Consider the following 18559-nt stretch of genomic DNA (forward strand, 5'->3'; position numbering starts at 1 on the left):
TTAAAGGTTTATAGAAAAAAGTTAGCCAACACAGCGTTACGCTTAGTATGTTGTTTTTGGACTGTCAAAGATTGACATAAGCGCTTTACTTTTCTATCTTTGGACTTTAGGATTTAGAGCCATGAATATTCACCTGACGAAACATTTTGAGGAGTATATCGCCGGTAAAATCAACTCCGGCACGTTTAACAACGCCAGTGAAGTGGTGAGAGCAGGCCTGCGTGCGCTGGAGCTGCAGGAAAAGCTGATGGAGAACCGGTTGGAAGAGCTAAGGGCGGAAATCGAAAAGGGGTATGTGGGCGAACCCAAGCCCTTTGACGCAGCCGCTATCAAACAGAAGGGACGGGCGCTTATGGCACAGCGCTTTAAGAAGCCCGCGTAAGGAATGGTTCTTTACCAGCTGAGCCCTGCAGCAGAGGCAGATCTCACTGAGATATGGCTTTACCTTGCAGAAAACGGCAGTGAACAAGCGGCGGACCGCATCATTGATGAGATAAGCGCTACTTGCCGGCACTTGGCACAAAGCCCATTGATCGGAAGGGCCAGGAGTGAGCTGAGGAAAGACCTGCGAGGCTTTCCGGCAAGAACTTATCTTATATTCTACGATGTTGTTGCTGCAAATCATATCGTGGTGCGGCGTGTTCTGCATCAGAGGCGAGACGTAGATACTCTCTTGGGGGAATAGCACACCTACAGCCGCCTTCTGCCACCGAGCAACATCCCAGATCGACCCTTCGATTCAACTTAGCGCTCTTGCTACTCACTTAATACACTCCGGAAGAAATTCACCCCTGCGAAACATAAAAGCGGTTATCAGGTCAAGTCAACATGAGCAGAAATTGACTGACCATCGCTCTATGTTGCTTCGCTTACCAGTATCAGTATTGCTTCGCGTGAGTAGTAGGGGGGAAGTAGTGAAATCTGTATTTAGAGATGGGCGAGGCGCAACAGTGTCTCAGCCCCTCTTACTGGCACAATGTGGACGGCGAATGGGTGCACTATACTTTGCCAGGGCTACAGGCGGTTCAGCCTGCAGCCCCGTCTGCCACATCAGTTACTATGAGGCTGCCGCCTCTGCGTCGTGGAAAGGAATGCGGCTGCCGACTGGGGCGGAGAGGGAAGTCGCTGCAGATCATTTTAATTGGGGAAAACGGTGGGAGTGGCGTAAATACATACATAAGTCAGCTTCAGCGTTAGTTGGGACGACTTCAAGGAAAAGGACACGATCGGTGTCCTTTTCTATTTTATAGGCCCCACGATCTTCTACAAGAGCACTGGTCAGGATAAAGATGAAGCATCCCAGAGGGTGCTATACTTTTCAGGCGGTGTCAGCTGCAGCTTTTGTCTTGATCCATGTTTTTCGCAATCCTAAACCCCAAGTCGTCAATTTTAAACGAGATTGGATGGCTTCTTCTTCGGGTTGTCGCCATAACGCTGCGTGCCTCATCACACCACCCGCCCCCCCGGAGAATGCGGTAAGAGCCATACACTGTTTCATCGTACATGTCAGAGCACCACTCCCAGACATTGCCAAGCATGTCGTACAGCCCCCAGTTGTTTGGTTCTTTTCCACCGACCGCATGCGTTTGGTTACCGGAGTTGGCCTTGTACCATGCAATTTCCTTAAGCTCACCGTAACGGATGGTGTTTGTGCCTGCCTGGCAGGCGAACTGCCATTCTGCCTCGGTCGGCAGCCGAAACCCATTTGCTCTCGGGTTGAATGTGATGTTGTCTCCCGTCTGGTCGATTGAATAGCAGGGCAGAAATTCTAGAAGCTCAGACAGCTTGTTGCAAAAAACAACGGCCTCCTTCCATGAGACGGTTTCCACAGGCAGGTTATTGCCCATAAACTTGCTTGGGTTTTCATGTGTGACGGCAAAATATAGTTCCTGGGTCACAGGGAGCTTTGACAGAAAAAAGGAATTTATTTCGACGAACCACTTTTCTTTGATGCGGTCGTCCCTCATTTCAATAATCCCGTCCGGCACTACAGCCAGCTGGTCCCTGATGACAGCGAAGTCCATGTTTTTATAGCTTCCTGTTTCCACTTGTCTCTTTCGATGGCAGCTGACTTTACCTTCTCCCACTACCAATACCCATGACCCGATGTAATAGGGGAAGGCTACCCTCTTTCCCCGCCACTACTGCTCTGAATCCTCCTTACCAGTTCTTCCTCCAGCTCTTCAACAGTGGGCAGCTCCCCTTTCAGCTCCTCCGGAACGGCATGGATGAGCCGGTACTCGGCCACGCCCAATGGGGAAGCCGCATTCTTCAGGGAGTACTCCACCACGAGCCTGTTCGGCGTCTTGCAGAGCAGGATGCCGATGCTGGGGTTGTCGTCCGGGTGCCGCAGCTGCGCGTCCACCGCGTTGAGGTAGAAGCCCAGCTTCCCCGCGTACTCCGGCTGGAACTCGGTCACCTTCAGCTCGACCACCACATGGCAGCGCAGCCTGGTGTGGTAGAGCAGAACGTCCAGGTAAAAGTCATCCCCGCCCACGTTGAGCCGGTACTGCCTCCCCATGTAGGCGAAGCCCTGGCCCAGCTCCAGCAGAAACTTCGTGACCTGTTCGGCCAGCGCGTCCTCCAGGTCCCTCTCCCGCGCCTCGGGGCCGAGGCTGAGAAAATCGAAGTTGTAGGGGTTCTTGAGCGTCTCCATGGCCAGATCCGCCTGGGGCCTCCTGGGAAGCGTCAGGGCAAAGTTGTTCAGGGCCTTTCCCTGCCTCCTGTACAGGCCGCTCTCCAGGTGGTGCAGCAGCACGGCCCGCGACCAGCCGTGGCGTATCGTCTCGCTCACGTAAAAGAGGGCCTCTTTGACTTCGGAGCACTTGGTCACTAGCTCGCGGTTGTGCCCCCACGGAGTTAGTCCCACAAGCTGTGGGACTAACTCCTATTCGTTGTCCAGGTGAGCAGTCTCGGGTAATTGTCCCACAAGCTGTGGGACAATTACCGCTCCCCGCTGTAGAACAGGTACCACTTCCTGACATAGAAGAGGTTGGTCCTGGAGAAGCCCTTAACCTGGGGGAAGGCCGCGCTCAGGTCCCTTGAGAGCTGCTCGATCAGCGCGTCGCCCCAGCCCGCCTCCCGCTGCTTCTCCACGATTCCCCTTCCCAGCTGCCAGTACACCTGCATCAGCTCCGTGTTCACCCTGACCGCCGCCCTCAGCTGCGAAACCCGTATCCTGTCCTTCAGCCCCGCCAGCCAGGACTGGTAAGCCGCTGTTCTGTTTAGCTCCATGTCTGCCATGCCTAATATTACGCCATTGCGCCTACAGCCGCAAGAGCAGGTCCCACAAATCCACTTTGACTTCACCCTGCTGGATGGGCAGGCAATACTTCCGAAGCAGCATTTCCCCTTTGCCCGTCAGGAGCCAGTTCAGGTCCAGGTCGGGAAAGGCGGTTGCCAGCTGTATCAATTTCTCCGCGGGGGTCCTGAAAGCGTTGTGCTCGATCAACGCGACCTGCGCTTTCTTCACCCGCAGGATAGCGGCAAAGCCCCCCTTGAGTTTCTTGCTCTTGCGGTACGCCCGGAGCCTGCCGCCAAACGTGTTCAGGTCAGTCATAGATTCCGTTAACAACTATGCGTAACTCCTGCTATATTAGAAACTTCAAGATCATTAGATGAACGGCTTTCATCTCTTTTCTAAATAAAATCTTAAAATAAACTTCTGGAAATCCTATGAACAAGATTCTTCTGCTATCTGTCGTCTTGCTGGGTTCATTCCCTTTTACAAGTTCTTTCCAAAGCCCTGCTCAATCCACTGAAAACCTGGCTGAAAAGGCAAAGCCTAGAAGTCTTTTCAACGGGAAAGATTTAACCGGCTGGCATATGGATGTACCTGAAACGGATAATGACCCTACTGCGCGTAATCCTTTTATTATTAGGAACGGGTTGCTGGTTAGCTTAGGCACGCCCGGTGGCCACCTGATAACCAATGACAGCTATGAAAACTACCGCTTGGAGATAGAGTACCGGTTTGCCGGCAAGCCCGGCAACTGTGGGGCGCTGGTGCATGTTTCTACCCCGCGGGCGCTGTACGGGATGTTCCCCCAATCGATTGAAGTACAAATGATGCACGGGAATGCAGGTGATTTCTGGTGCATACAAGAAGACATTGCCGTACCGGATATGGATAAAAGGCGCGGACCCAAAGAAAAATGGGGAGTAAACGGCGATAAACTGCGCCGCATTCCAAATTTGACTGATGGTTCGGAAAAACCGCTGGGAGAGTGGAATGGCATGACGATTGAGTGCGTGGGGAAGGAGGTGAAAGTTTGGGTAAACAATGAGTTGGTGAATCATGGTTTTGATGCGACCGTGCAACAGGGGCAGATTGCACTACAGGCCGAAGGGGCCGAAGTTGAATTCAGAAAAGTTTTATTAACTCCAATATCTAAATTGGAAGATTAATAGCACCAAATCAGCCCAGACCATGATACAGATAACCCTGATACATATCATGGTTAAGAAATTAGCCAGTTAGATCTGGCCAGGCAGTGAGGTAATGTAAGCCGGGCATGCAAAGTCATGAGCTATAGCCGAGCTTATCTAAGTATCATCATGAAGCTCATAACTGCTTTTATGTTAATGAGGGCTAAACTACGACGGTAGTGTTCAACATTGTTCTTTGATTTCAGGAGAGGGGAGCCCAAAAGGAAAACAGAAACTTCCAAATTGCGCTGTCCTTACAAAGGACAGTCTTGGCCTGTTTTGGTAAATTGAAACAGAGTTCCCGTAACATCATACATCAAACGCTGCCACTCAGATGAAGGAAAATATAGCACAGGCTACCATTGAGTCCTTGCTCCAGTACTTTGACCGCCTTATTCCACTAGGCAGGGAGGAGAAAGAGCTGATTGCCGAAAAATTCCACCCACGTCTCTATCGCAGGCGGCAGTATGCACTTCAGGAAGGCGACGTCTGCACGCAGTTCTACTTTGTTGTCCGGGGTTGCCTGCGCATGTATAAGGTAGATGACCATGGTAACATCCATATCCTTCAGTTTGCGGCTAAGGACTACTGGATCAATGATTTGGGGAGCTTTCATAGCATGAAGCCTTCCGAACTGAATATTGACGCACTGGAAGACACGATGGTGCTTCAGATCAGTTACCAGGATTTGATAGCGCTCTACACGCAGGCACCGAAATTTGACCGTATTTTCCGGGTGCTGATAGAAAACAGCTTCGTCAGGCTACAGAAACGGTTGCTGCAAAACATCAGCTCTACCGCAGAGGAGCGTTACCAGTCCTTCTTTGACGTTTACCCGCACCTGGCAAACCGCCTTCCCCAGGTGCAGATCGCGGCATTCCTGGGCATCACGCCCGAGTTCCTGAGCCGCCTGCGCAAGAGGCTGAGCAAAACGCCCAAGGCAAAGCCTTGACCTAGGTCAAGGCTATTTCTTAAACCAGGTCATTGGGCAATCCTGCCCCGCAACGGAAATTTGTACTCACAAATCAACCGTTCACCATTTAAGAAATAGTTATGTCACAGGAAAATTCAAACAAACCGAAAGTAGCCGTTATTGGCCTCGGCAATATCGGCCGTGCCGTTGCCGCTAACCTTGTCAAAGGCAACCGGCCCGTTATTGTTGCAGACAGAAAGACCGAAAAGGCAAAAGAACTGGCGGAGGAATTAGGCGGCCTGGCGCAGCCAATGGACATCCCCACTGCCATAAAAGAGGCAGACATGGTGGTTTTTGCCATTTGGTTTGATGCCATCAGGGAGCTACTCAACAAGTATGCTTCAGAGCTTCGGGGAAAAACCATCATTGACCCATCCAATCCCATTTCGCCGGACGAGGAAGGCGGATTCAGGAAAATAATCGGCGAAAAGGAGTCTGCAGGCGAGATCCTGTCAACACTTCTTCCCAAGGATGCAAAATTAGCTAAAGCCTTGGGCACACTAGGCGTTGCCTCCCTTGCCGGTGCGGCCTTCCGGAAGCCAGCGCCTGCAGCTCTGTTCTACGCCACAGATGACACCGGCATCAATGCGCAGATTGAAGAACTGATACGGGACAATGGCTTTGAACCTGTTCGTGTCGGAGGTATAGACCAATCGATTCGCATTGAGGTGTTCGGCGACCTGCATGAATTCGGCGCACTGGGCAGAACTGTCACTGTGCCAGAGGCCAAAGAGAGAATCTAACGTAGACACAAAAAAATCATCTTCCAATCCTAAAGAAAAACAAGTATGGAAATCAAGAAACTGCTTACAACGCTCTGTTTTATACTGGCCATCACTGGTTTTGCCCAAGCACAGACCTCTGTTGAGGAAACAGCCAAAGAATGGGAACGGGCCAAGGCCTACACCAAAGAGTACCTGGATGCCATGCCCGAGTCCGGCTATGCCTTGAAGCCTACGCCGGAGATGCGCTCCTTTGCCGAGCAGATGCTGCACCTGACGGATGCCAACTATGGCTTTGCCGCAGCGGCAACAGGCGCAAAAAGCCCCGTGGGGCAGGGTGCCTCAGAGAAGTCGGCGGACAAGTCAAAGGCGAACGTCACCAGGCAGGTGCTGGCGGGCTATGACTTTGTCATCGGCAACGTCAGGAAAATGACGCCTGCTCAGCTGAATGAGCAGATCAAGCTGTTCAACCAGTTTGAGATGACGAAGGGAGCGGCACTGGAGAAGCTCTTCGAGCACCAGACGCACCACCGGGGACAGACCACCGTTTACCTGCGCCTGGCCGGCGTGACCCCGCCGCAGGAGAAGCTGTTCTAATCAGCCATGTTTTACAGAGAGGGGGCAGCCAATGCCCCTTCTCTCTTAAAAACCTGTACCATTGCCCGCAGGCCGATTCGTATGGCGTGCTGGTTTATCTAATAAAAGTTTATCTAATAAGTGAGTCATGAGAAGTGTAGCAATTGTGATCATAGGCTGCCTGCTGCTCTCAGCAACTAACGCGTATTCCCAGGCAGTCAGGCTTGACAGGAACAACCTGAAGCCGGTTGACGTGTCCATGGCGACCGAGAAGGTGATGGGCAGAGAGGCCGTAAGGGTGGTGAAGGACGCTGCCGTGAAGGAGTTTGACGAGCCTACCTTTGTCAAGATAAAAGACATTGACTTTCAGGACGGCACCATCGAGGTGAAAGTGCTGAGCAGGCTGCTCAAGGATGCGCCTGCGTTTGCCCGGGGGTTTATCGGGGTTGCCTTCCGGATTGACGAGGGTAACAAAGCTTACGAGAGTATCTATATCCGCCCGACCAACGGCAGGTCGGAAGACCAGGTGCGGCGCAACCACTCCATCCAGTATTACGCCTACCCTGACTACAAGTTTGACCGGCTCCGCAAGGAGGCACCGGAACGGTATGAGTCTTACGCGGACATGGGCCTGAACGAGTGGGTCACCATGCGGATCGAGGTGAGGGGCCAGCAGGCAAAGCTCTTTCTGAACGACCGAGAAGAGCCTTCCCTGATTGTGAATGACCTGAAGCACGGAGCCAGCGCATCGGGGGCAATCGGCCTATGGGTAGACGTTGGGACGGAGGGGTTCTTCTCTGATTTAAAAGTCCAGAAAGACAAGTGAGGGTATGTAATGCTTGGTGCAGTAAGTAAGCATCAGCCGGATAATCAATGATTGAAAGATGAAACGCACGCTATTTTTCCTGATTGCATCTACGTTTGCATGGGCAGTAAGCCAGGCGCAGACACCCAAGCGCCTGATGCACTTTATGCAACAGACGCCTTCCCCGGCTCATGCCATACCCTATGGCGATAACCCCAAGGCGGGGCATTATGTGAAGGCTGGCGATACGAAGATCTACTATGAGGTGTATGGCAAAGGGGAGCCTGTCGTGGTCCTCCATGGCGGTATAGTGGGTTCTACCTACGAGATGCACCAGTTTATTGACAGCCTGTCCAAGAGCCACCAGGTCATTGCCGTGTCCACCAGAGGGCATGGCAAATCGGAGATGGGCTCACAAACGCCAACTTACGAGCGTAAGGCAGAGGACGTCAACGCCGTTATCAGCGCGGTAACGAAAGACAGTGTGACTGTATTGGGCTTCAGCGATGGCGCCTACACCGGTTATTTTCTTGCCGCATCGCACCCGGAGAAGGTGAAGAAGCTGGTTGCTATCGGTGCCGGGGAGTGGAAGCAGGGTTTCCGAACTTTCGACAATATCCGGAAGTCGCTTTTCGGCATGGACAGTCTCTACTTTAAGCAGCAACTCGCGCTGATGCCCGAGCCGCACAGGTTTGACGAGTGGCTGGTGGCCCTGAGTAAGTACTACAGCTCAGTAAGCATAGGCAAAGAACCATTGAGTGCCATTCAGTGCCCTGTTTTGGTGATGGCGGGCGAGTTGGACCAGAACGCCCCGCTGGAGACTGTCATCGCAGCTTACGAGATGATTCCACATGCGCAGCTGAGCATTATTCCCGGTGCGCCGCACCCTGTCTTTCTGGCAAGCTTCCCGGCCCTATGGGCAAGTATGACGCCTTTCCTGAAACAGTAGTTTTAGCAGCACAGAGAGCCTATATGCAGCAACTCGGCATAAGCATCTATTAACCCAAAAGCATCACATAAAATGGCAAAACCGAAACAGTAACAAGAGGCATATTAACGCATCACCTCACCGCCTTTGGCAGCATCGACCTTGACGGGATCATGAAAGATTATACAGAGGAGTCGGAAGTGCTGACACCAGAGGGCCCTTTGAAAGGGCTTGCTGCCATACGTGAACTCTTCGGGGGCTTTTTCAAGGCCATCCCCACAGGCTCAGCCTTTGAGATGAAGCTGCTGACAGTTAGCGGTCCCGTCGCCTACATCGCATGGACAAGCGAATCGACAGTGGCCAGAATACCCATGGGTACGGATACTTTCTTCCTGGAAGGCGATAAGATCAGGTTCCACACGGTGGCCGACTACAGGGTAGCCAAGTAAACGGGCGGGGCTTCTTTGTGCGCAGCAAAGACTGAAACAGGCAAGTGGTGATTGAGACAGTAACGGAGGGAATGAATGAACACGCAAAACGAAAACACAGCAGTTGAAAAGCTGCTCACCCAGTACGCACAAGCCCTGAGCTTAGCTGATGCGTTCGCCATTCCATCCTCTTGCACCAAAGAAGGACAGTTTATGCCAGAGGGCCTGAAGATAACCCCTGCGTGCGAACTGAAGGGGAGGGGGGAGGAGGCCGGCCACCAACGGTTGAGGCGCAGGGTGAACCCGCGGCACCCCTCCACTTGCAGCGGCCCCAACCGGGCCAGGCTTCGTTTGTCCTGTTTAAGCCCCACAGCACGTAAAACCCGGGCCAGGAAACAGACCCATTACCGCGTGTGGCTGCTCCATATGGGGCCAGTGTCGTGGCCCATATCACCTTCGGCGTGGCCACGCAGAGTTCTCATGGCTCTACCGAAGGCTTATGGCTGGGGATCGATGCAGAGATCAGCAAGGAATACACAGTTGCTGTAAAAGATTAATAAGACGAGGAGCCTGCGTTTTATTCAAGATAACTTGCCTTGTAGGCCCCAACCAGACGGTGCCGGGATTCGGTGAGGCCATTAGAGCCGGAGCGATTGCCTTCGTACTACAGCAGTTGTCTTTGCTCAAGTGTTTCTTTCATCACCCGGGCTGGTGCCGCATACCCCTTACTCCCGGGGAAGGAGGTGAGGTAGGTGTTGAAGTCGTAAGCGTATTGCCGCCATAGCGCCTCCTTCTCCTGTAAACTTTCATGCGCCTTCAGACTGGGGACAAAATCTATCTGAAGGCGCGAAAGATGTGCCAGGGGGGACCTGCTGCTTTTGGTATTCTGGCCGAATGCAGCCGCCTGCTCCAGGTAGGGTCCTGGATGGATATGGTGCAATTGCAGCGTGCGGGCAAGGCAACCCCGGAAGGTCGCCGCGAAGTCGGGGTGCTCTGATTTTCTATACCCCAACAGGAGGATAGAGAACTTGGTGAGCCCGTTGGTAAAAATCAGGTTCGCCTTTCGGTTCAGAAAGAACAAGTCCCCATACCAGGAAAAGAGCGGGTCCATCTCTACTGTGCTTACATCAGGCAGCGCCTGGCAAAACGAAGCGCTTAGGTGCCCCCTCAGTTTCTTCGTTTGGTAGAGCTGGATCATGTTGGAATTATTTAAAACCGTAAGTTAAAGAGGAAAAGAACATGAGAAGGAAAAATAACCCGCAGGGGTGCTGTTGATGAGGGGAATGGCAGCGCTCTGCCTTCCCAATCCAGCGAAATCTTGCGCCTGAAGGCGTAGCCTGCATTCATACCCCTATAATACTCAATATTCGGTACGCTCCCCTGACACTGCTTCACCTGTTTATTCTGTAACAGCTTCGTCTGGCCCTACTCAAAGCCTTGTTTTGGCTACAAAAGGGAAGAAAAGAAGGGGGAGGCAGCACAGGAGGGATGCGGCCTGCGGAGTTGCAATCTTAAAGAGAACCTCTGCCTGCTCCATGTTGCGCGTGCCGACTCTCCGTATTACTTTTACCTTATGCCCCTACACATCAACATAGAAGACCTGCTGCACCATCGCCCCGTGGAGTCAGAGAGGATCGAGTTTAAGGAAGGGTGGAACCCGGACGCCATCTACCGGACCGTCTGCGCCTTCGCCAATGACTTTGAAAACATGGGTGGGGGCCTATGTTATGGTGGGCGTAGTGGAAGAAAGCGGGGTGGCCAAACGGCCTGTGAAGGGGCTCTCTGAAGGAGCTGGACTTGACGGAGGGAAGGGCCACCGGCAGCCCGACCATTAAAAGGGCGCTGGAAAGCAATGGATCCCCTGCGTCTACCTTCCCAACAGATGAGGGCCGCACCTTCTTCGAAGTGGGGCTTTTCTGCCACCCGGCCTTCCTGTCCGACAGCTTAGACAGTGGTGACCAAGTCAGCGACCAAATAAAGGAGCTATCGGCACAGTTGAGGGAAGAGCACCTGCAGGTGTTGGCTTACGTCACTAAACCGGCAAAGCGCAAAAAGATACTCGAACAGGGCTTGGGCCTGACCAACCACACCAAAAACGTGAAGCGGTATAATGATCCACTACTGGAATGGGACTTGTTAGACCGCACGGTTAAGGACCGGCCCAACAGTCCCTTGCAGCTGTATGTGATAAGGGAGAAGGGACGGCAACTGCTTCATTACTAACAGAAACAATAGCCCTATTTCTCATCCCATGTGTATACAGCACCTGACTCAAATTATTTTCCCTTTTGTAGATTAGGTTGAGCAGCTATCTGAAACAGAAGAAATAAATATCTCATACCATTATCAACTGAATACTGCGCACGCAGCTGTTCTACAGAACCCACCCCTGCCCCTCCGAGGAGGGGAATCTGCAGACAGGCAAATTGCAATGCGCATGAACCAACTAATAGGGGTATAAACTGTAAGCATAAAGACTGGGCAGGGAATAATGCACCATACTTCTTATCAGGGCCTAACAGCTACATGAGGTCCATATTAACTCCCCCTGTCTCCGAATGCCTTAAGGCGTGCAGCGACCATACCCAAAACGGCAAAAATCTCCTCCGGGTCAGGCAGCGTACCATACACGAGGGAGCGTAATTCCTGCTGGTAAGCCGCCTCTAACGAATTCCAGGCTCCTCTCACATCGGCAAATAAGAGGCAAGCATCCAGTGGCAGTAGAGCCCAGTCCCCCTGAAACTCGCTGTTGCGGGCATCATCAGCCTGCACAGCCCGGATCATCCCGAAGAAGCCCTCACTGTGTATAAAGGAGACTACTACAGGTGCTTTCAGCATGGCGTGCAGGTCATATACGTGGCGAATCTTGCTACCTAATTCATCTACCGGATTCTCTGCATAGGAAGCCCGCACCAAGGCCAGCACCTTCTCTGTGAAGGTGCGCTCCAGGCTCACCACATTCACCTCAAAGGGAGCCAGATCGTATTGGCGGATCAGGTCCAGCAAGTTACGCTGGGCCATAAACTGGCTGATGTAGGTCTTGATTGGCATCAGCTGGTGTGGGTTAGGGCTGGCAAAGGAATTGATCTCGACCAGAATCTTGTCAGTTGCCTGGCCATAGTCTCCCTGCACGGAGGCTCCATAGTCGTGTAGCGTCTTTCGGAACCGGGAGCCCTTGCTGGTTCGGTACGGGTCCTTTACCTCTACCATGTCCCTTGTGATCTCTTTTGAGATTTTGCGAATCAGCTGCATGACCTGGTTGTTGGTCATACCTTCGGGCGTGTTGATAGCCAAGTCGATGTCCTCTGAAAAGCGCTCAATTAGGTTGTAGGCCTTGGATAGGGAGGTGCCGCCCTTGAAGATGGCCTGCTCCAAGTAGGGGGACTGGGCCAGGCGGTAGAGCACCAGCGTCACCCAGTAATCCTTCTCTACATATACGTCTCTGATCTGCAGGGCCTCTGCCGTGGCCGTGATGGCGTCCCGGAACACCTCCGGGTTTTGGTGCAGGTTCATATAATATTCCAGTCTTTCCTGTTGGGCAAAATGCTCTCGCTAATGCCCAGTTTGTATTTTGTCAGCGGGTTGAGCGACTGTCTTAGCCTGTCCGCCTCCTTTGTATAGTCCAGCTGCTCCAGCAGGGCTCCTAGTAAGGCCCGGGTAGCGGGGTTATAGTCCAGCGCCAGCGCTATGAGCCGATCCATGTCGCGTTCGGCTAATTTTCTGATATACTCCAGCAGAATGAGGATCGTCTTCTCGCTGTTGCGGTCCGGAATCTTCTTGTAACCGCGCAGTGCGTCCAGGACTTGAAGCTTGTCAATGTCCGACTCCTTGAAGTGGGTGGGGCTCTGAACATAACGGATCTTGGTTTTCCCGACATTCGCCACCCGGCGTTGCTTGCGGGTCATCAGCGTCACCTCCTGGGGAACCTGCGTGGTCAGGCCCAGCTGGTTGTAAAGCCCCAAACCGCTCTCGTACCCTTTGACTCTGCCCTTGGAAGTGCTTAGGCTCCTGATGATCTCTTTTTCGGATGGTTTTACTTGCCCGAAAACAGTTTCCTTTGGCTTGTAGTAGCGGCCTTTTGCCAGCCGATGGACCACCCCTTGCCTGGCCAGGCGGCTGAGCGCCGCTGCCAAGGCCTCCAGCTGGCCGTCATTTACCTGAAAATCAGCATAAGTCAGTAGCTGGCCGGGCTGGGCTTGCTCAATTCTTTCCCGGACTTGCTGCATAATGCTCATGTTTGCTTTCTCTGTAGCGAAAAACCACCCTCCAAAGATAAGACGTACTACCTTATTTTGTCAAGTTTTTATGTTATAAAACTTGACAAAACGCACCTATTATAAATACCATATCAGATATAATTCTTAAAAAGCATTATAGACCGGAGGGTAATCATCATCAATATCTATGTATCTTAGAGGCTGTTTTGATTTGCTAATATTGGTTTACAGGGCCTTCAAGTAACTATAATTGAAAATGAAGAAAGTGATTATATGAGCAAATTTTAACGATTCGAGATTTTATAATTTGTCAAAAAGCCTTTTTATATAAAATCAAAACAGCCTCTTAAAGAAATGGATTAGTCGCTATATTAACGGAAAATAAACTAAACCACCACAGGCTGCACTAAAATATCGCAGGGCTGCAAGTTCTGCTATGCTGAGGATATGCACAAGCGGCTTCAGGCAATGGGTGTGGAGAAGTACAGCAGCGGCTTTAGAACTGTCAGGACACACCCGGAGGTGCTGGACCTCCCACGAAAGTGGAAACCTTCAGTAATATTCGTCAACAGCATGAGCGATCTCTTCCACGAGGATATACCGCTCAGCTTTGTACATCAGGTTTTCAAAGTGATGAATGAGTGCCCGCAGCACACGTTCCAAGTGCTCACCAAGAGAGCTGAGCGACTTGAGGCATTGGCTCCTTTCTTGAACTGGACACCTAACATTTGGATGGGTGTGTCTGTGGAGGATGAGGCAGTAACTTTCAGGGTTGACCACCTGAGAAGAACCAACGCAGTAGTAAAATTTCTGTCTTTGGAGCCGCTAATTGGTCCATTACCGAATCTTAAACTGCGAAACATTGATTGGGTTATAGTAGGCGGTGAGTCAGGCAGAAACCTAGGCCGATGCGTGCCGAATGGGTGATAGATATCCAGCAGCAATGTGATCGGGCAAGAGTCGCCTTCTTCTTTAAGCAATGGGGCGGAAGGAACAAAAAGGCAGCTGGCAGAGAGTTGAACGGCAGGACTTATGATGAGATGCCAGCATTGATTCATTAGTTAGCCCATTGAGTAGTAGTTTTATCATGTTGCTGAAGACCACGATAGGGAAGTGTTTGTAAGAATTACCGAACTCTTGTATAGGAAGATTAGGTAGGTCCTTGCCTTCTCTTACTTAACATAAGGTAAATTATAAGACAATTAACATATAGTAATATATCTAATATTAAAAGCTTTTGTGTTGGACGCGGATATGCTCCTGGATGTGCCGCCAAGGCGCGGTGGTGCAGTTGGGGCTGCCTGGCCTGCTTTACCAGTCCAGGCACTCCATGTCATTTAGCTCCGGGCCGCCCCCCCGGTTCGCGCTTCCGGCTGCAACGTACAGCTTCCCTTTCCAGTAAACGGCGCCAGTTCCATGCCTGCCCTTCTGCAGGTCGGGCAAGCGGGACCAGGCCCCCGTGCGGGTGTTCAGCACCTCCACCTCCGCGTGCGCGGGTTCCTGCAGGGTGCTCTCCCCGTTCATCACCAAAAGGAAGGGCGCCTTGGCGATCGATGCCGTTCCTCCCCTCGGGGTGGGAAGCTCCTGGGCAAGGGTGGACCACTGGTTTGTCCTGAAGTCAAAACGGTCAATTTCCCCGATCGTCAGGTCGAGCACTTTCCCGATCGCCGCATGGGAGGTCCTGCCGCCCGCCAGGTAAAGCCGGTTCCCCATCAGCGCCGCCTGAAAATGGTCACGGGGGCGGGGCGCGTCCGGCAGGACGCTCCATTTCCCGGTTTTCGTGTCATAGGCATCGAACCAGCGCACATGGCCTTCCCAATGGCCGTCTATGATCCCGCACACCATGTAGATTTTATCCCCGCGGGTGAACACCCCGGCAGAGCCGCGCAACCGCTCGGCCGGAATGGCCGGCCCCTCCCGCCAGGCCCTGGTCTTCGGGTTAAAGATCAGAAAGTTCGGGATCGGCTTTTCATGGGGGTAGTCCCCCGTCAAGGCACCGATGACATAGATCTCCCCCTGGAAGGCGATCGCCTGGAAATGGTGGAACTCCATGGGGGCGTCTGCCAGCACGGTCCATGTGTTCGTCTTCGGGTCATACTCCTCAATGGGTTTTACCCCACGGCCGCCCAGGGCATAAAACCTGCCATCGCATTCCACAAAGGCATTTTCATGGCGCGGCAAGGCACTGGTCTTTGTTTCCAGGGCTTTCCACCCGGGGGCGGCATGCTGGGCAAACGCCGGCAATGAGAGCAGTACGAGGCATAACAGGAGTATCGTTTTCAATGCGGATAGGGATTAGGAGTGTAACATGAGAAACCAGAAAATTAAGGATAAGCGCACAGGCTTATCTATTCAGCGCTTTCAGCACCGTTCTTCGCCTGTTGCAGCTGTTGCACCTGCTCGTTGTAGTATTTCACTGTTTGGATGACGGAAGGCAGGTTGCTGGGCTTGTCTTCCGCATCCCGTTCTATATAGACAGGGCCGGCGAACCGCTGCCTTTCCAGCTCCTTGAAAACGGCCGGGAAATCAACCACGCCCGTACCCACCGGCACATCCTTCAGCGCAGGGTCGTTAAAGGCGGCGATGTCCTTTAGATGCACGCCGATGATATGGCCGCTCAGTTTCCTGACAGCCTCCACGGGGTCAATGCCGCTCTTGGGCCAATGGCCCAGGTCCGCGCAGGCGCCGAAGTTGGGGTGCCCCTGGATGGCGGCCAGCACAGAGTCCGGGTGCCAGTAGGGGCTTACCCCCTTCCAATGCTCGTGGATCGCCACCTTCACCCCGTAGGCGCCGGCCAGGCTGTCGATGGGGTCCCACATGTGGACGGGCGGCTCGGCGGTCACAAACCTGGCCCCCAGCTGTTTGGCGATCGCGAACTGCCTTGTCCAGGAGGCGAGCGTGGAGTCGCCCGCGATGTAGACCGACCCCACTTTCAGGCCCCGCTGCCCGATGAGGGCTTTGATTTTATCAAGGCCGGCCGGGGAGAGCTGCAGGATCAGGGAGTCCTTCAGTGCCGGGCCCGCTGCGTGGAAGGTGTTCGGCTCTATGTACTCCAGGCCGGCGCTGTCCACCTTGGCCAGGGCGTCCGGGAAACTGAAGGTGTGGAACGTCCACAGGGCGACCCCGAGCTTCCAATTCTTGGTCACATCCTCTGAGGGAGGGGCCGTGTTGACCGCCCTTTCAGTCGTGCCCGTTTGGCTGTTACAGCCCACAAAAGCCATTGCCAGGAGCAGGCAGGCGAACAATCGTGTTTTCATCCGGTAACGTTATGGAGTGATTTCCTAAATTATCAATAATTTACGGATAATAAGGCAGGTTTATGCGTTAAAACTGCGCTTTGGCCCACTCCCTTCCCGCACTTAGAACATGGGGGAGCGTTCCGGGCCCTGCCGGCGCGCCGCCAGACTGCCCTTCCACCAGGATGCCTCTCTGAAAACCTGGACTGGGCTGCCGGGGCCTGCTGGCCGCTCACCTAACGGCCCCAGCACGGCCGCCGGATAACCAGCCGATACAGCCAGGTCATGGCGGGGAAGGTTAGCGATAGCACCCCTTCGTTCTTCTCGAACCTCATAGGCAGCAACGGAGGGGGTATGGCCTGCGGGTACGGGACGGGCACTGAAATGCCTGCTCTCCCACTTGCCGCTTTGCAACTTGCAGTCTAGTTATGAGCATGCCCCTGCTTGGCTTCTTGCCTGCTTGTTGCCCCTCCATGCGAGTGAAGTCTTTAGGCAGGCGCTCGTTCGCGCGCAATCCTGCTTCACAGCCGCCTCTCCTACTTGTTCCCTGATCAAATCAGCGAATGGTTTCAGGAGACGGCAAAACGGGAATGGGCAATCCTTCAAATTCCGCAATCTGGGCACGTGGGAACTTCGCCTTCCTGAGCTCAGGGTACCGGCATTTCATGGGACGGTTGTTGTCAAGGTATAATCAGGACAAAACAGCTTCGTGCATCCTGTCATCCTCCTCGTCGTTCCTAGCTATACCCTGTTTAGCTTTTTTTGCAGCAGCTTTCAGGCGCTCCTCGTTTTCTTTCCTTTCCTTGAATTCTTTCTGGCGCTGCTTCTTTTGTTGGGTTGCTGCTCTGGTACTCATCGTCGCGTTTGATTTTGTTATATCTGATGTAGTGTACGTGTATTGAATATACGCTTCCTTTGTCACATGGGACTTTGGCTTAAATAAAAACTCCATCATATAACGCAATGCTTCCATAATCTTGCTAACGCCGGAATCTCTATACAGGCTGTCACCACCTGCATCCACCCGGCCGCTGGTTTGGTTGAATCAGCAGCCGGGTGGATGCAGGTGGTTCACGCAGCTGCTGTATCACGTGCCTTGACGCCTTGGGACACAGCAGGCAGCCGTCCGGCGTTAGCTAACACCGAACTGGATACGCAGCAGCCGTTAAATGCCGCGGAAGCGATGGGAGGAGCACGGTGAGAGAAAATCATCACCATAAGCATGACGGCTATTTAACGAGGCACCCGCAGCTGGGCGCTCGCTGGGCCCTTCCCCGGCCTCCAGCTCGTCGACATCCGCAAACATGATCTTCAGGCGCACAGCATCGGCATCGGAGAGCTTCTCCAGGTCAAGCGTGCCGTCCTCCCTTCAGTGGCTCTGGAGAGGGAATCCTCCTTTTTGGCAAGCTTTTCGAGCTGGCGCTGATTTTGCCTCGGCAGTAAGCCCGGTCTTTTGTCATGTTGATTGTGTCTGTGGGTGTAACTCATAAAGCCGTGCAATGGCCTGCCCCGCTCGGCATGCGGGGAAGGGCCGGCTTCAACGCCTGGCCTAGGGAAATAACGCGCTGGCAGGGGAAACGATTTCCGGGCAGCTACTCTCATGGCCAGTATACCGAGGGGCCACTAAGACGACCGACGACGCTCCGCAGCGCAAACAGGCCATCGTTCCCCTTCCCCTCTGCCTTAGGAGGTAATCCCGAGCCCGCCGATGACAGCCATTTGAGCGGGTGTATCCATTGTGTATTCAAGATTATTTTGTATTTTAACCGCCAAATAGAAAACCCAGCCATGATCATCAGCAGTGAGGTAATCGTCATCAACTATGCCCCCGCGACGGACATCCTGAGCGCAGGGCTGCCGGACATCAGGCAGTTCGCCCTGGAAGAGGTGCGCCACTGCCTGGGGCTTATCGTGGAGAGCGTCAGGCAGTACGAGGTGAGGAACCTGCTGCTGGATGCCAGCAAGTCCGTGGTGGAGGTGGGCGAGGAGGCGCACAGGACGCTTCTCATCGATTTCTGCCTGGAGCTGCAGGGCAGCCCGCTGGAGAGGGTGGCCCGCGTCGCCACCCCGGACCCAGGGCGCGAGGAAAGGTCCGCCAGGCTCTCCGCTGAGCTCATACAGGAGCTGGAGCCGGCCTTGGCCTTCGGGAGCTTTGCCACCGAGGAAGAGGCGATGGCGTGGCTGCTGTCGTGAACGGGGCAGGCGCAGCCCCCTACAGCCGCTTCCTTGGTTTCGATCGCCTATAG

The 18559-nt window shown here is 53.4% G+C and carries 24 protein-coding genes and 1 pseudogene; 15 read left to right on the forward strand and 10 right to left on the reverse strand.

Annotation, left to right across the window (positions count from 1 at the left end):
• Positions 1-121 precede the first annotated feature (121 nt).
• The 3 genes from ABD920_RS22265 (at position 122) to ABD920_RS22270 (ending at position 1250) form a co-directional block, all read left to right on the forward strand.
• Positions 122-382, forward strand: coding sequence for a type II toxin-antitoxin system ParD family antitoxin (locus ABD920_RS22265; protein ID WP_345162491.1), 261 nt, complete (start codon positions 122-124; stop codon positions 380-382).
• Positions 383-385: 3 nt separating this feature from the next.
• Positions 386-685 carry a type II toxin-antitoxin system RelE/ParE family toxin gene (locus ABD920_RS25015; RefSeq protein ID WP_425568676.1) on the forward strand — a complete coding sequence of 100 codons (300 nt, stop codon included), beginning with the start codon at positions 386-388 and terminating at the stop codon, positions 683-685.
• Positions 686-989: 304 nt separating this feature from the next.
• The gene (locus ABD920_RS22270) at positions 990-1250 is read left to right on the forward strand and encodes an SUMF1/EgtB/PvdO family nonheme iron enzyme (protein WP_345162493.1); all 261 of its coding nucleotides are present in this window, start codon (positions 990-992) and stop codon (positions 1248-1250) included.
• A 78-nt stretch (positions 1251-1328) separates the two neighbouring features.
• Here the strand turns inward: ABD920_RS22270 and ABD920_RS22275 are convergent, their stop codons facing one another.
• The 4 genes from ABD920_RS22275 to ABD920_RS22290 all read right to left on the reverse strand — a co-directional run bounded on the left by ABD920_RS22275 (position 1329) and on the right by ABD920_RS22290 (position 3559).
• Complete coding sequence (locus ABD920_RS22275) at positions 1329-2024, reverse strand: formylglycine-generating enzyme family protein (protein ID WP_345162495.1); 696 nt, start codon at positions 2022-2024, stop codon at positions 1329-1331.
• Between the two features lie 98 nt (positions 2025-2122).
• Positions 2123-2869, reverse strand: a complete 747-nt coding sequence (locus ABD920_RS22280) for a PDDEXK nuclease domain-containing protein (RefSeq protein ID WP_345162498.1) — start codon at positions 2867-2869, stop codon at positions 2123-2125.
• A 74-nt stretch (positions 2870-2943) separates the two neighbouring features.
• Complete coding sequence (locus tag ABD920_RS22285; RefSeq protein ID WP_345162500.1) at positions 2944-3234, reverse strand: DUF1016 N-terminal domain-containing protein; 291 nt, start codon at positions 3232-3234, stop codon at positions 2944-2946.
• A 31-nt stretch (positions 3235-3265) separates the two neighbouring features.
• Positions 3266-3559 carry a helix-turn-helix domain-containing protein gene (locus ABD920_RS22290; protein WP_345162502.1) on the reverse strand — a complete coding sequence of 98 codons (294 nt, stop codon included), beginning with the start codon at positions 3557-3559 and terminating at the stop codon, positions 3266-3268.
• A 116-nt stretch (positions 3560-3675) separates the two neighbouring features.
• On the opposite strand from ABD920_RS22290, the gene ABD920_RS22295 reads away from it, so the two are divergent.
• The 8 genes from ABD920_RS22295 to ABD920_RS22330 all read left to right on the forward strand — a co-directional run bounded on the left by ABD920_RS22295 (position 3676) and on the right by ABD920_RS22330 (position 9417).
• A complete protein-coding gene (locus ABD920_RS22295) occupies positions 3676-4407 on the forward strand; it encodes a 3-keto-disaccharide hydrolase (protein WP_345162504.1) in 732 nt (243 codons plus the stop codon).
• 355 nt (positions 4408-4762) lie between these two features.
• Positions 4763-5380, forward strand: coding sequence for a Crp/Fnr family transcriptional regulator (locus tag ABD920_RS22300; protein WP_345162506.1), 618 nt, complete (start codon positions 4763-4765; stop codon positions 5378-5380).
• A 101-nt stretch (positions 5381-5481) separates the two neighbouring features.
• Positions 5482-6144, forward strand: coding sequence for an NADPH-dependent F420 reductase (locus ABD920_RS22305; RefSeq protein WP_345162508.1), 663 nt, complete (start codon positions 5482-5484; stop codon positions 6142-6144).
• A 45-nt stretch (positions 6145-6189) separates the two neighbouring features.
• Positions 6190-6720, forward strand: coding sequence for a DinB family protein (locus tag ABD920_RS22310; protein WP_345162510.1), 531 nt, complete (start codon positions 6190-6192; stop codon positions 6718-6720).
• Positions 6721-6847: 127 nt separating this feature from the next.
• Entirely contained in the window at positions 6848-7525 is a 678-nt protein-coding gene (locus ABD920_RS22315) for a 3-keto-alpha-glucoside-1,2-lyase-like domain-containing protein (RefSeq protein ID WP_345162512.1), read from the forward strand.
• Positions 7526-7583: 58 nt separating this feature from the next.
• Entirely contained in the window at positions 7584-8453 is an 870-nt protein-coding gene (locus tag ABD920_RS22320; RefSeq protein ID WP_345162514.1) for an alpha/beta fold hydrolase, read from the forward strand.
• 101 nt (positions 8454-8554) lie between these two features.
• A complete protein-coding gene (locus ABD920_RS22325; RefSeq protein WP_345162580.1) occupies positions 8555-8881 on the forward strand; it encodes a nuclear transport factor 2 family protein in 327 nt (108 codons plus the stop codon).
• Between the two features lie 392 nt (positions 8882-9273).
• Positions 9274-9417, forward strand: coding sequence for a hypothetical protein (locus tag ABD920_RS22330; RefSeq protein WP_345162516.1), 144 nt, complete (start codon positions 9274-9276; stop codon positions 9415-9417).
• 107 nt (positions 9418-9524) lie between these two features.
• On the opposite strand, the gene ABD920_RS22335 is transcribed toward ABD920_RS22330, so the two are convergent.
• The gene (locus ABD920_RS22335) at positions 9525-10058 is read right to left on the reverse strand and encodes a DUF6933 domain-containing protein (protein WP_345162518.1); all 534 of its coding nucleotides are present in this window, start codon (positions 10056-10058) and stop codon (positions 9525-9527) included.
• 375 nt (positions 10059-10433) lie between these two features.
• Here ABD920_RS22335 and ABD920_RS22340 point away from each other — a divergent pair, with 375 nt between their 5' ends.
• Positions 10434-10646 carry an AlbA family DNA-binding domain-containing protein gene (locus ABD920_RS22340; protein WP_345162520.1) on the forward strand — a complete coding sequence of 71 codons (213 nt, stop codon included), beginning with the start codon at positions 10434-10436 and terminating at the stop codon, positions 10644-10646.
• Positions 10647-10657: 11 nt separating this feature from the next.
• Positions 10658-11083 carry a hypothetical protein gene (locus ABD920_RS22345; RefSeq protein ID WP_345162522.1) on the forward strand — a complete coding sequence of 142 codons (426 nt, stop codon included), beginning with the start codon at positions 10658-10660 and terminating at the stop codon, positions 11081-11083.
• Positions 11084-11398: 315 nt separating this feature from the next.
• Here ABD920_RS22345 and ABD920_RS22350 read toward each other — a convergent pair whose 3' ends face one another.
• Both ABD920_RS22350 and ABD920_RS22355 read right to left on the reverse strand, forming a co-directional pair.
• A complete protein-coding gene (locus ABD920_RS22350) occupies positions 11399-12373 on the reverse strand; it encodes a nucleotidyl transferase AbiEii/AbiGii toxin family protein (RefSeq protein WP_345162524.1) in 975 nt (324 codons plus the stop codon).
• Entirely contained in the window at positions 12370-13095 is a 726-nt protein-coding gene (locus tag ABD920_RS22355) for a DUF6088 family protein (protein WP_345162526.1), read from the reverse strand. The genes ABD920_RS22350 and ABD920_RS22355 overlap by 4 nt, the downstream gene beginning before the upstream one ends.
• Before the next feature lie 429 nt (positions 13096-13524).
• On the opposite strand from ABD920_RS22355, the pseudogene ABD920_RS22360 reads away from it, so the two are divergent.
• A pseudogene (locus tag ABD920_RS22360) lies at positions 13525-14138 on the forward strand (DUF5131 family protein).
• 250 nt (positions 14139-14388) lie between these two features.
• On the opposite strand, the gene ABD920_RS22365 reads toward ABD920_RS22360, so the two are convergent.
• From ABD920_RS22365 to ABD920_RS22375, 3 genes are all read right to left on the reverse strand, one after another.
• Positions 14389-15360, reverse strand: coding sequence for a Kelch repeat-containing protein (locus ABD920_RS22365; RefSeq protein ID WP_345162528.1), 972 nt, complete (start codon positions 15358-15360; stop codon positions 14389-14391).
• Between the two features lie 65 nt (positions 15361-15425).
• Positions 15426-16334, reverse strand: coding sequence for a sugar phosphate isomerase/epimerase family protein (locus ABD920_RS22370; RefSeq protein ID WP_345162530.1), 909 nt, complete (start codon positions 16332-16334; stop codon positions 15426-15428).
• A gap of 670 nt (positions 16335-17004) precedes the next feature.
• Complete coding sequence (locus tag ABD920_RS22375) at positions 17005-17268, reverse strand: hypothetical protein (protein ID WP_345162532.1); 264 nt, start codon at positions 17266-17268, stop codon at positions 17005-17007.
• A 539-nt stretch (positions 17269-17807) separates the two neighbouring features.
• Here ABD920_RS22375 and ABD920_RS22380 point away from each other — a divergent pair.
• Positions 17808-18506, forward strand: a complete 699-nt coding sequence (locus ABD920_RS22380; RefSeq protein ID WP_345162534.1) for a hypothetical protein — start codon at positions 17808-17810, stop codon at positions 18504-18506.
• Positions 18507-18559: the final 53 nt, after the last annotated feature.

The organism is Pontibacter saemangeumensis (genome assembly GCF_039541895.1).
GTDB classification, from domain to species: Bacteria; Bacteroidota; Bacteroidia; order Cytophagales; family Hymenobacteraceae; genus Pontibacter; species Pontibacter saemangeumensis.

Excerpts from the sequence above, each read along its gene's own strand:
- ABD920_RS22265 (WP_345162491.1), top strand. The coding sequence starts at position 122 with ATGAATATTCACCTGACGAAACATTTTGAGGAGTATATCGCCGGTAAA.
- ABD920_RS25015 (WP_425568676.1), top strand. The coding sequence starts at position 386 with ATGGTTCTTTACCAGCTGAGCCCTGCAGCAGAGGCAGATCTCACTGAG.
- ABD920_RS22270 (WP_345162493.1), top strand. The coding sequence starts at position 990 with ATGGGTGCACTATACTTTGCCAGGGCTACAGGCGGTTCAGCCTGCAGC.
- ABD920_RS22275 (WP_345162495.1), bottom strand. The coding sequence starts at position 2,024 with ATGGACTTCGCTGTCATCAGGGACCAGCTGGCTGTAGTGCCGGACGGG.
- ABD920_RS22285 (WP_345162500.1), bottom strand. The coding sequence starts at position 3,234 with ATGGAGCTAAACAGAACAGCGGCTTACCAGTCCTGGCTGGCGGGGCTG.
- ABD920_RS22290 (WP_345162502.1), bottom strand. The coding sequence starts at position 3,559 with ATGACTGACCTGAACACGTTTGGCGGCAGGCTCCGGGCGTACCGCAAG.
- ABD920_RS22295 (WP_345162504.1), top strand. The coding sequence starts at position 3,676 with ATGAACAAGATTCTTCTGCTATCTGTCGTCTTGCTGGGTTCATTCCCT.
- ABD920_RS22300 (WP_345162506.1), top strand. The coding sequence starts at position 4,763 with ATGAAGGAAAATATAGCACAGGCTACCATTGAGTCCTTGCTCCAGTAC.
- ABD920_RS22305 (WP_345162508.1), top strand. The coding sequence starts at position 5,482 with ATGTCACAGGAAAATTCAAACAAACCGAAAGTAGCCGTTATTGGCCTC.
- ABD920_RS22310 (WP_345162510.1), top strand. The coding sequence starts at position 6,190 with ATGGAAATCAAGAAACTGCTTACAACGCTCTGTTTTATACTGGCCATC.
- ABD920_RS22315 (WP_345162512.1), top strand. The coding sequence starts at position 6,848 with ATGAGAAGTGTAGCAATTGTGATCATAGGCTGCCTGCTGCTCTCAGCA.
- ABD920_RS22320 (WP_345162514.1), top strand. The coding sequence starts at position 7,584 with ATGAAACGCACGCTATTTTTCCTGATTGCATCTACGTTTGCATGGGCA.
- ABD920_RS22335 (WP_345162518.1), bottom strand. The coding sequence starts at position 10,058 with ATGATCCAGCTCTACCAAACGAAGAAACTGAGGGGGCACCTAAGCGCT.
- ABD920_RS22340 (WP_345162520.1), top strand. The coding sequence starts at position 10,434 with ATGCCCCTACACATCAACATAGAAGACCTGCTGCACCATCGCCCCGTG.
- ABD920_RS22350 (WP_345162524.1), bottom strand. The coding sequence starts at position 12,373 with ATGAACCTGCACCAAAACCCGGAGGTGTTCCGGGACGCCATCACGGCC.
- ABD920_RS22355 (WP_345162526.1), bottom strand. The coding sequence starts at position 13,095 with ATGAGCATTATGCAGCAAGTCCGGGAAAGAATTGAGCAAGCCCAGCCC.
- ABD920_RS22370 (WP_345162530.1), bottom strand. The coding sequence starts at position 16,334 with ATGAAAACACGATTGTTCGCCTGCCTGCTCCTGGCAATGGCTTTTGTG.
- ABD920_RS22375 (WP_345162532.1), bottom strand. The coding sequence starts at position 17,268 with ATGATGGAGTTTTTATTTAAGCCAAAGTCCCATGTGACAAAGGAAGCG.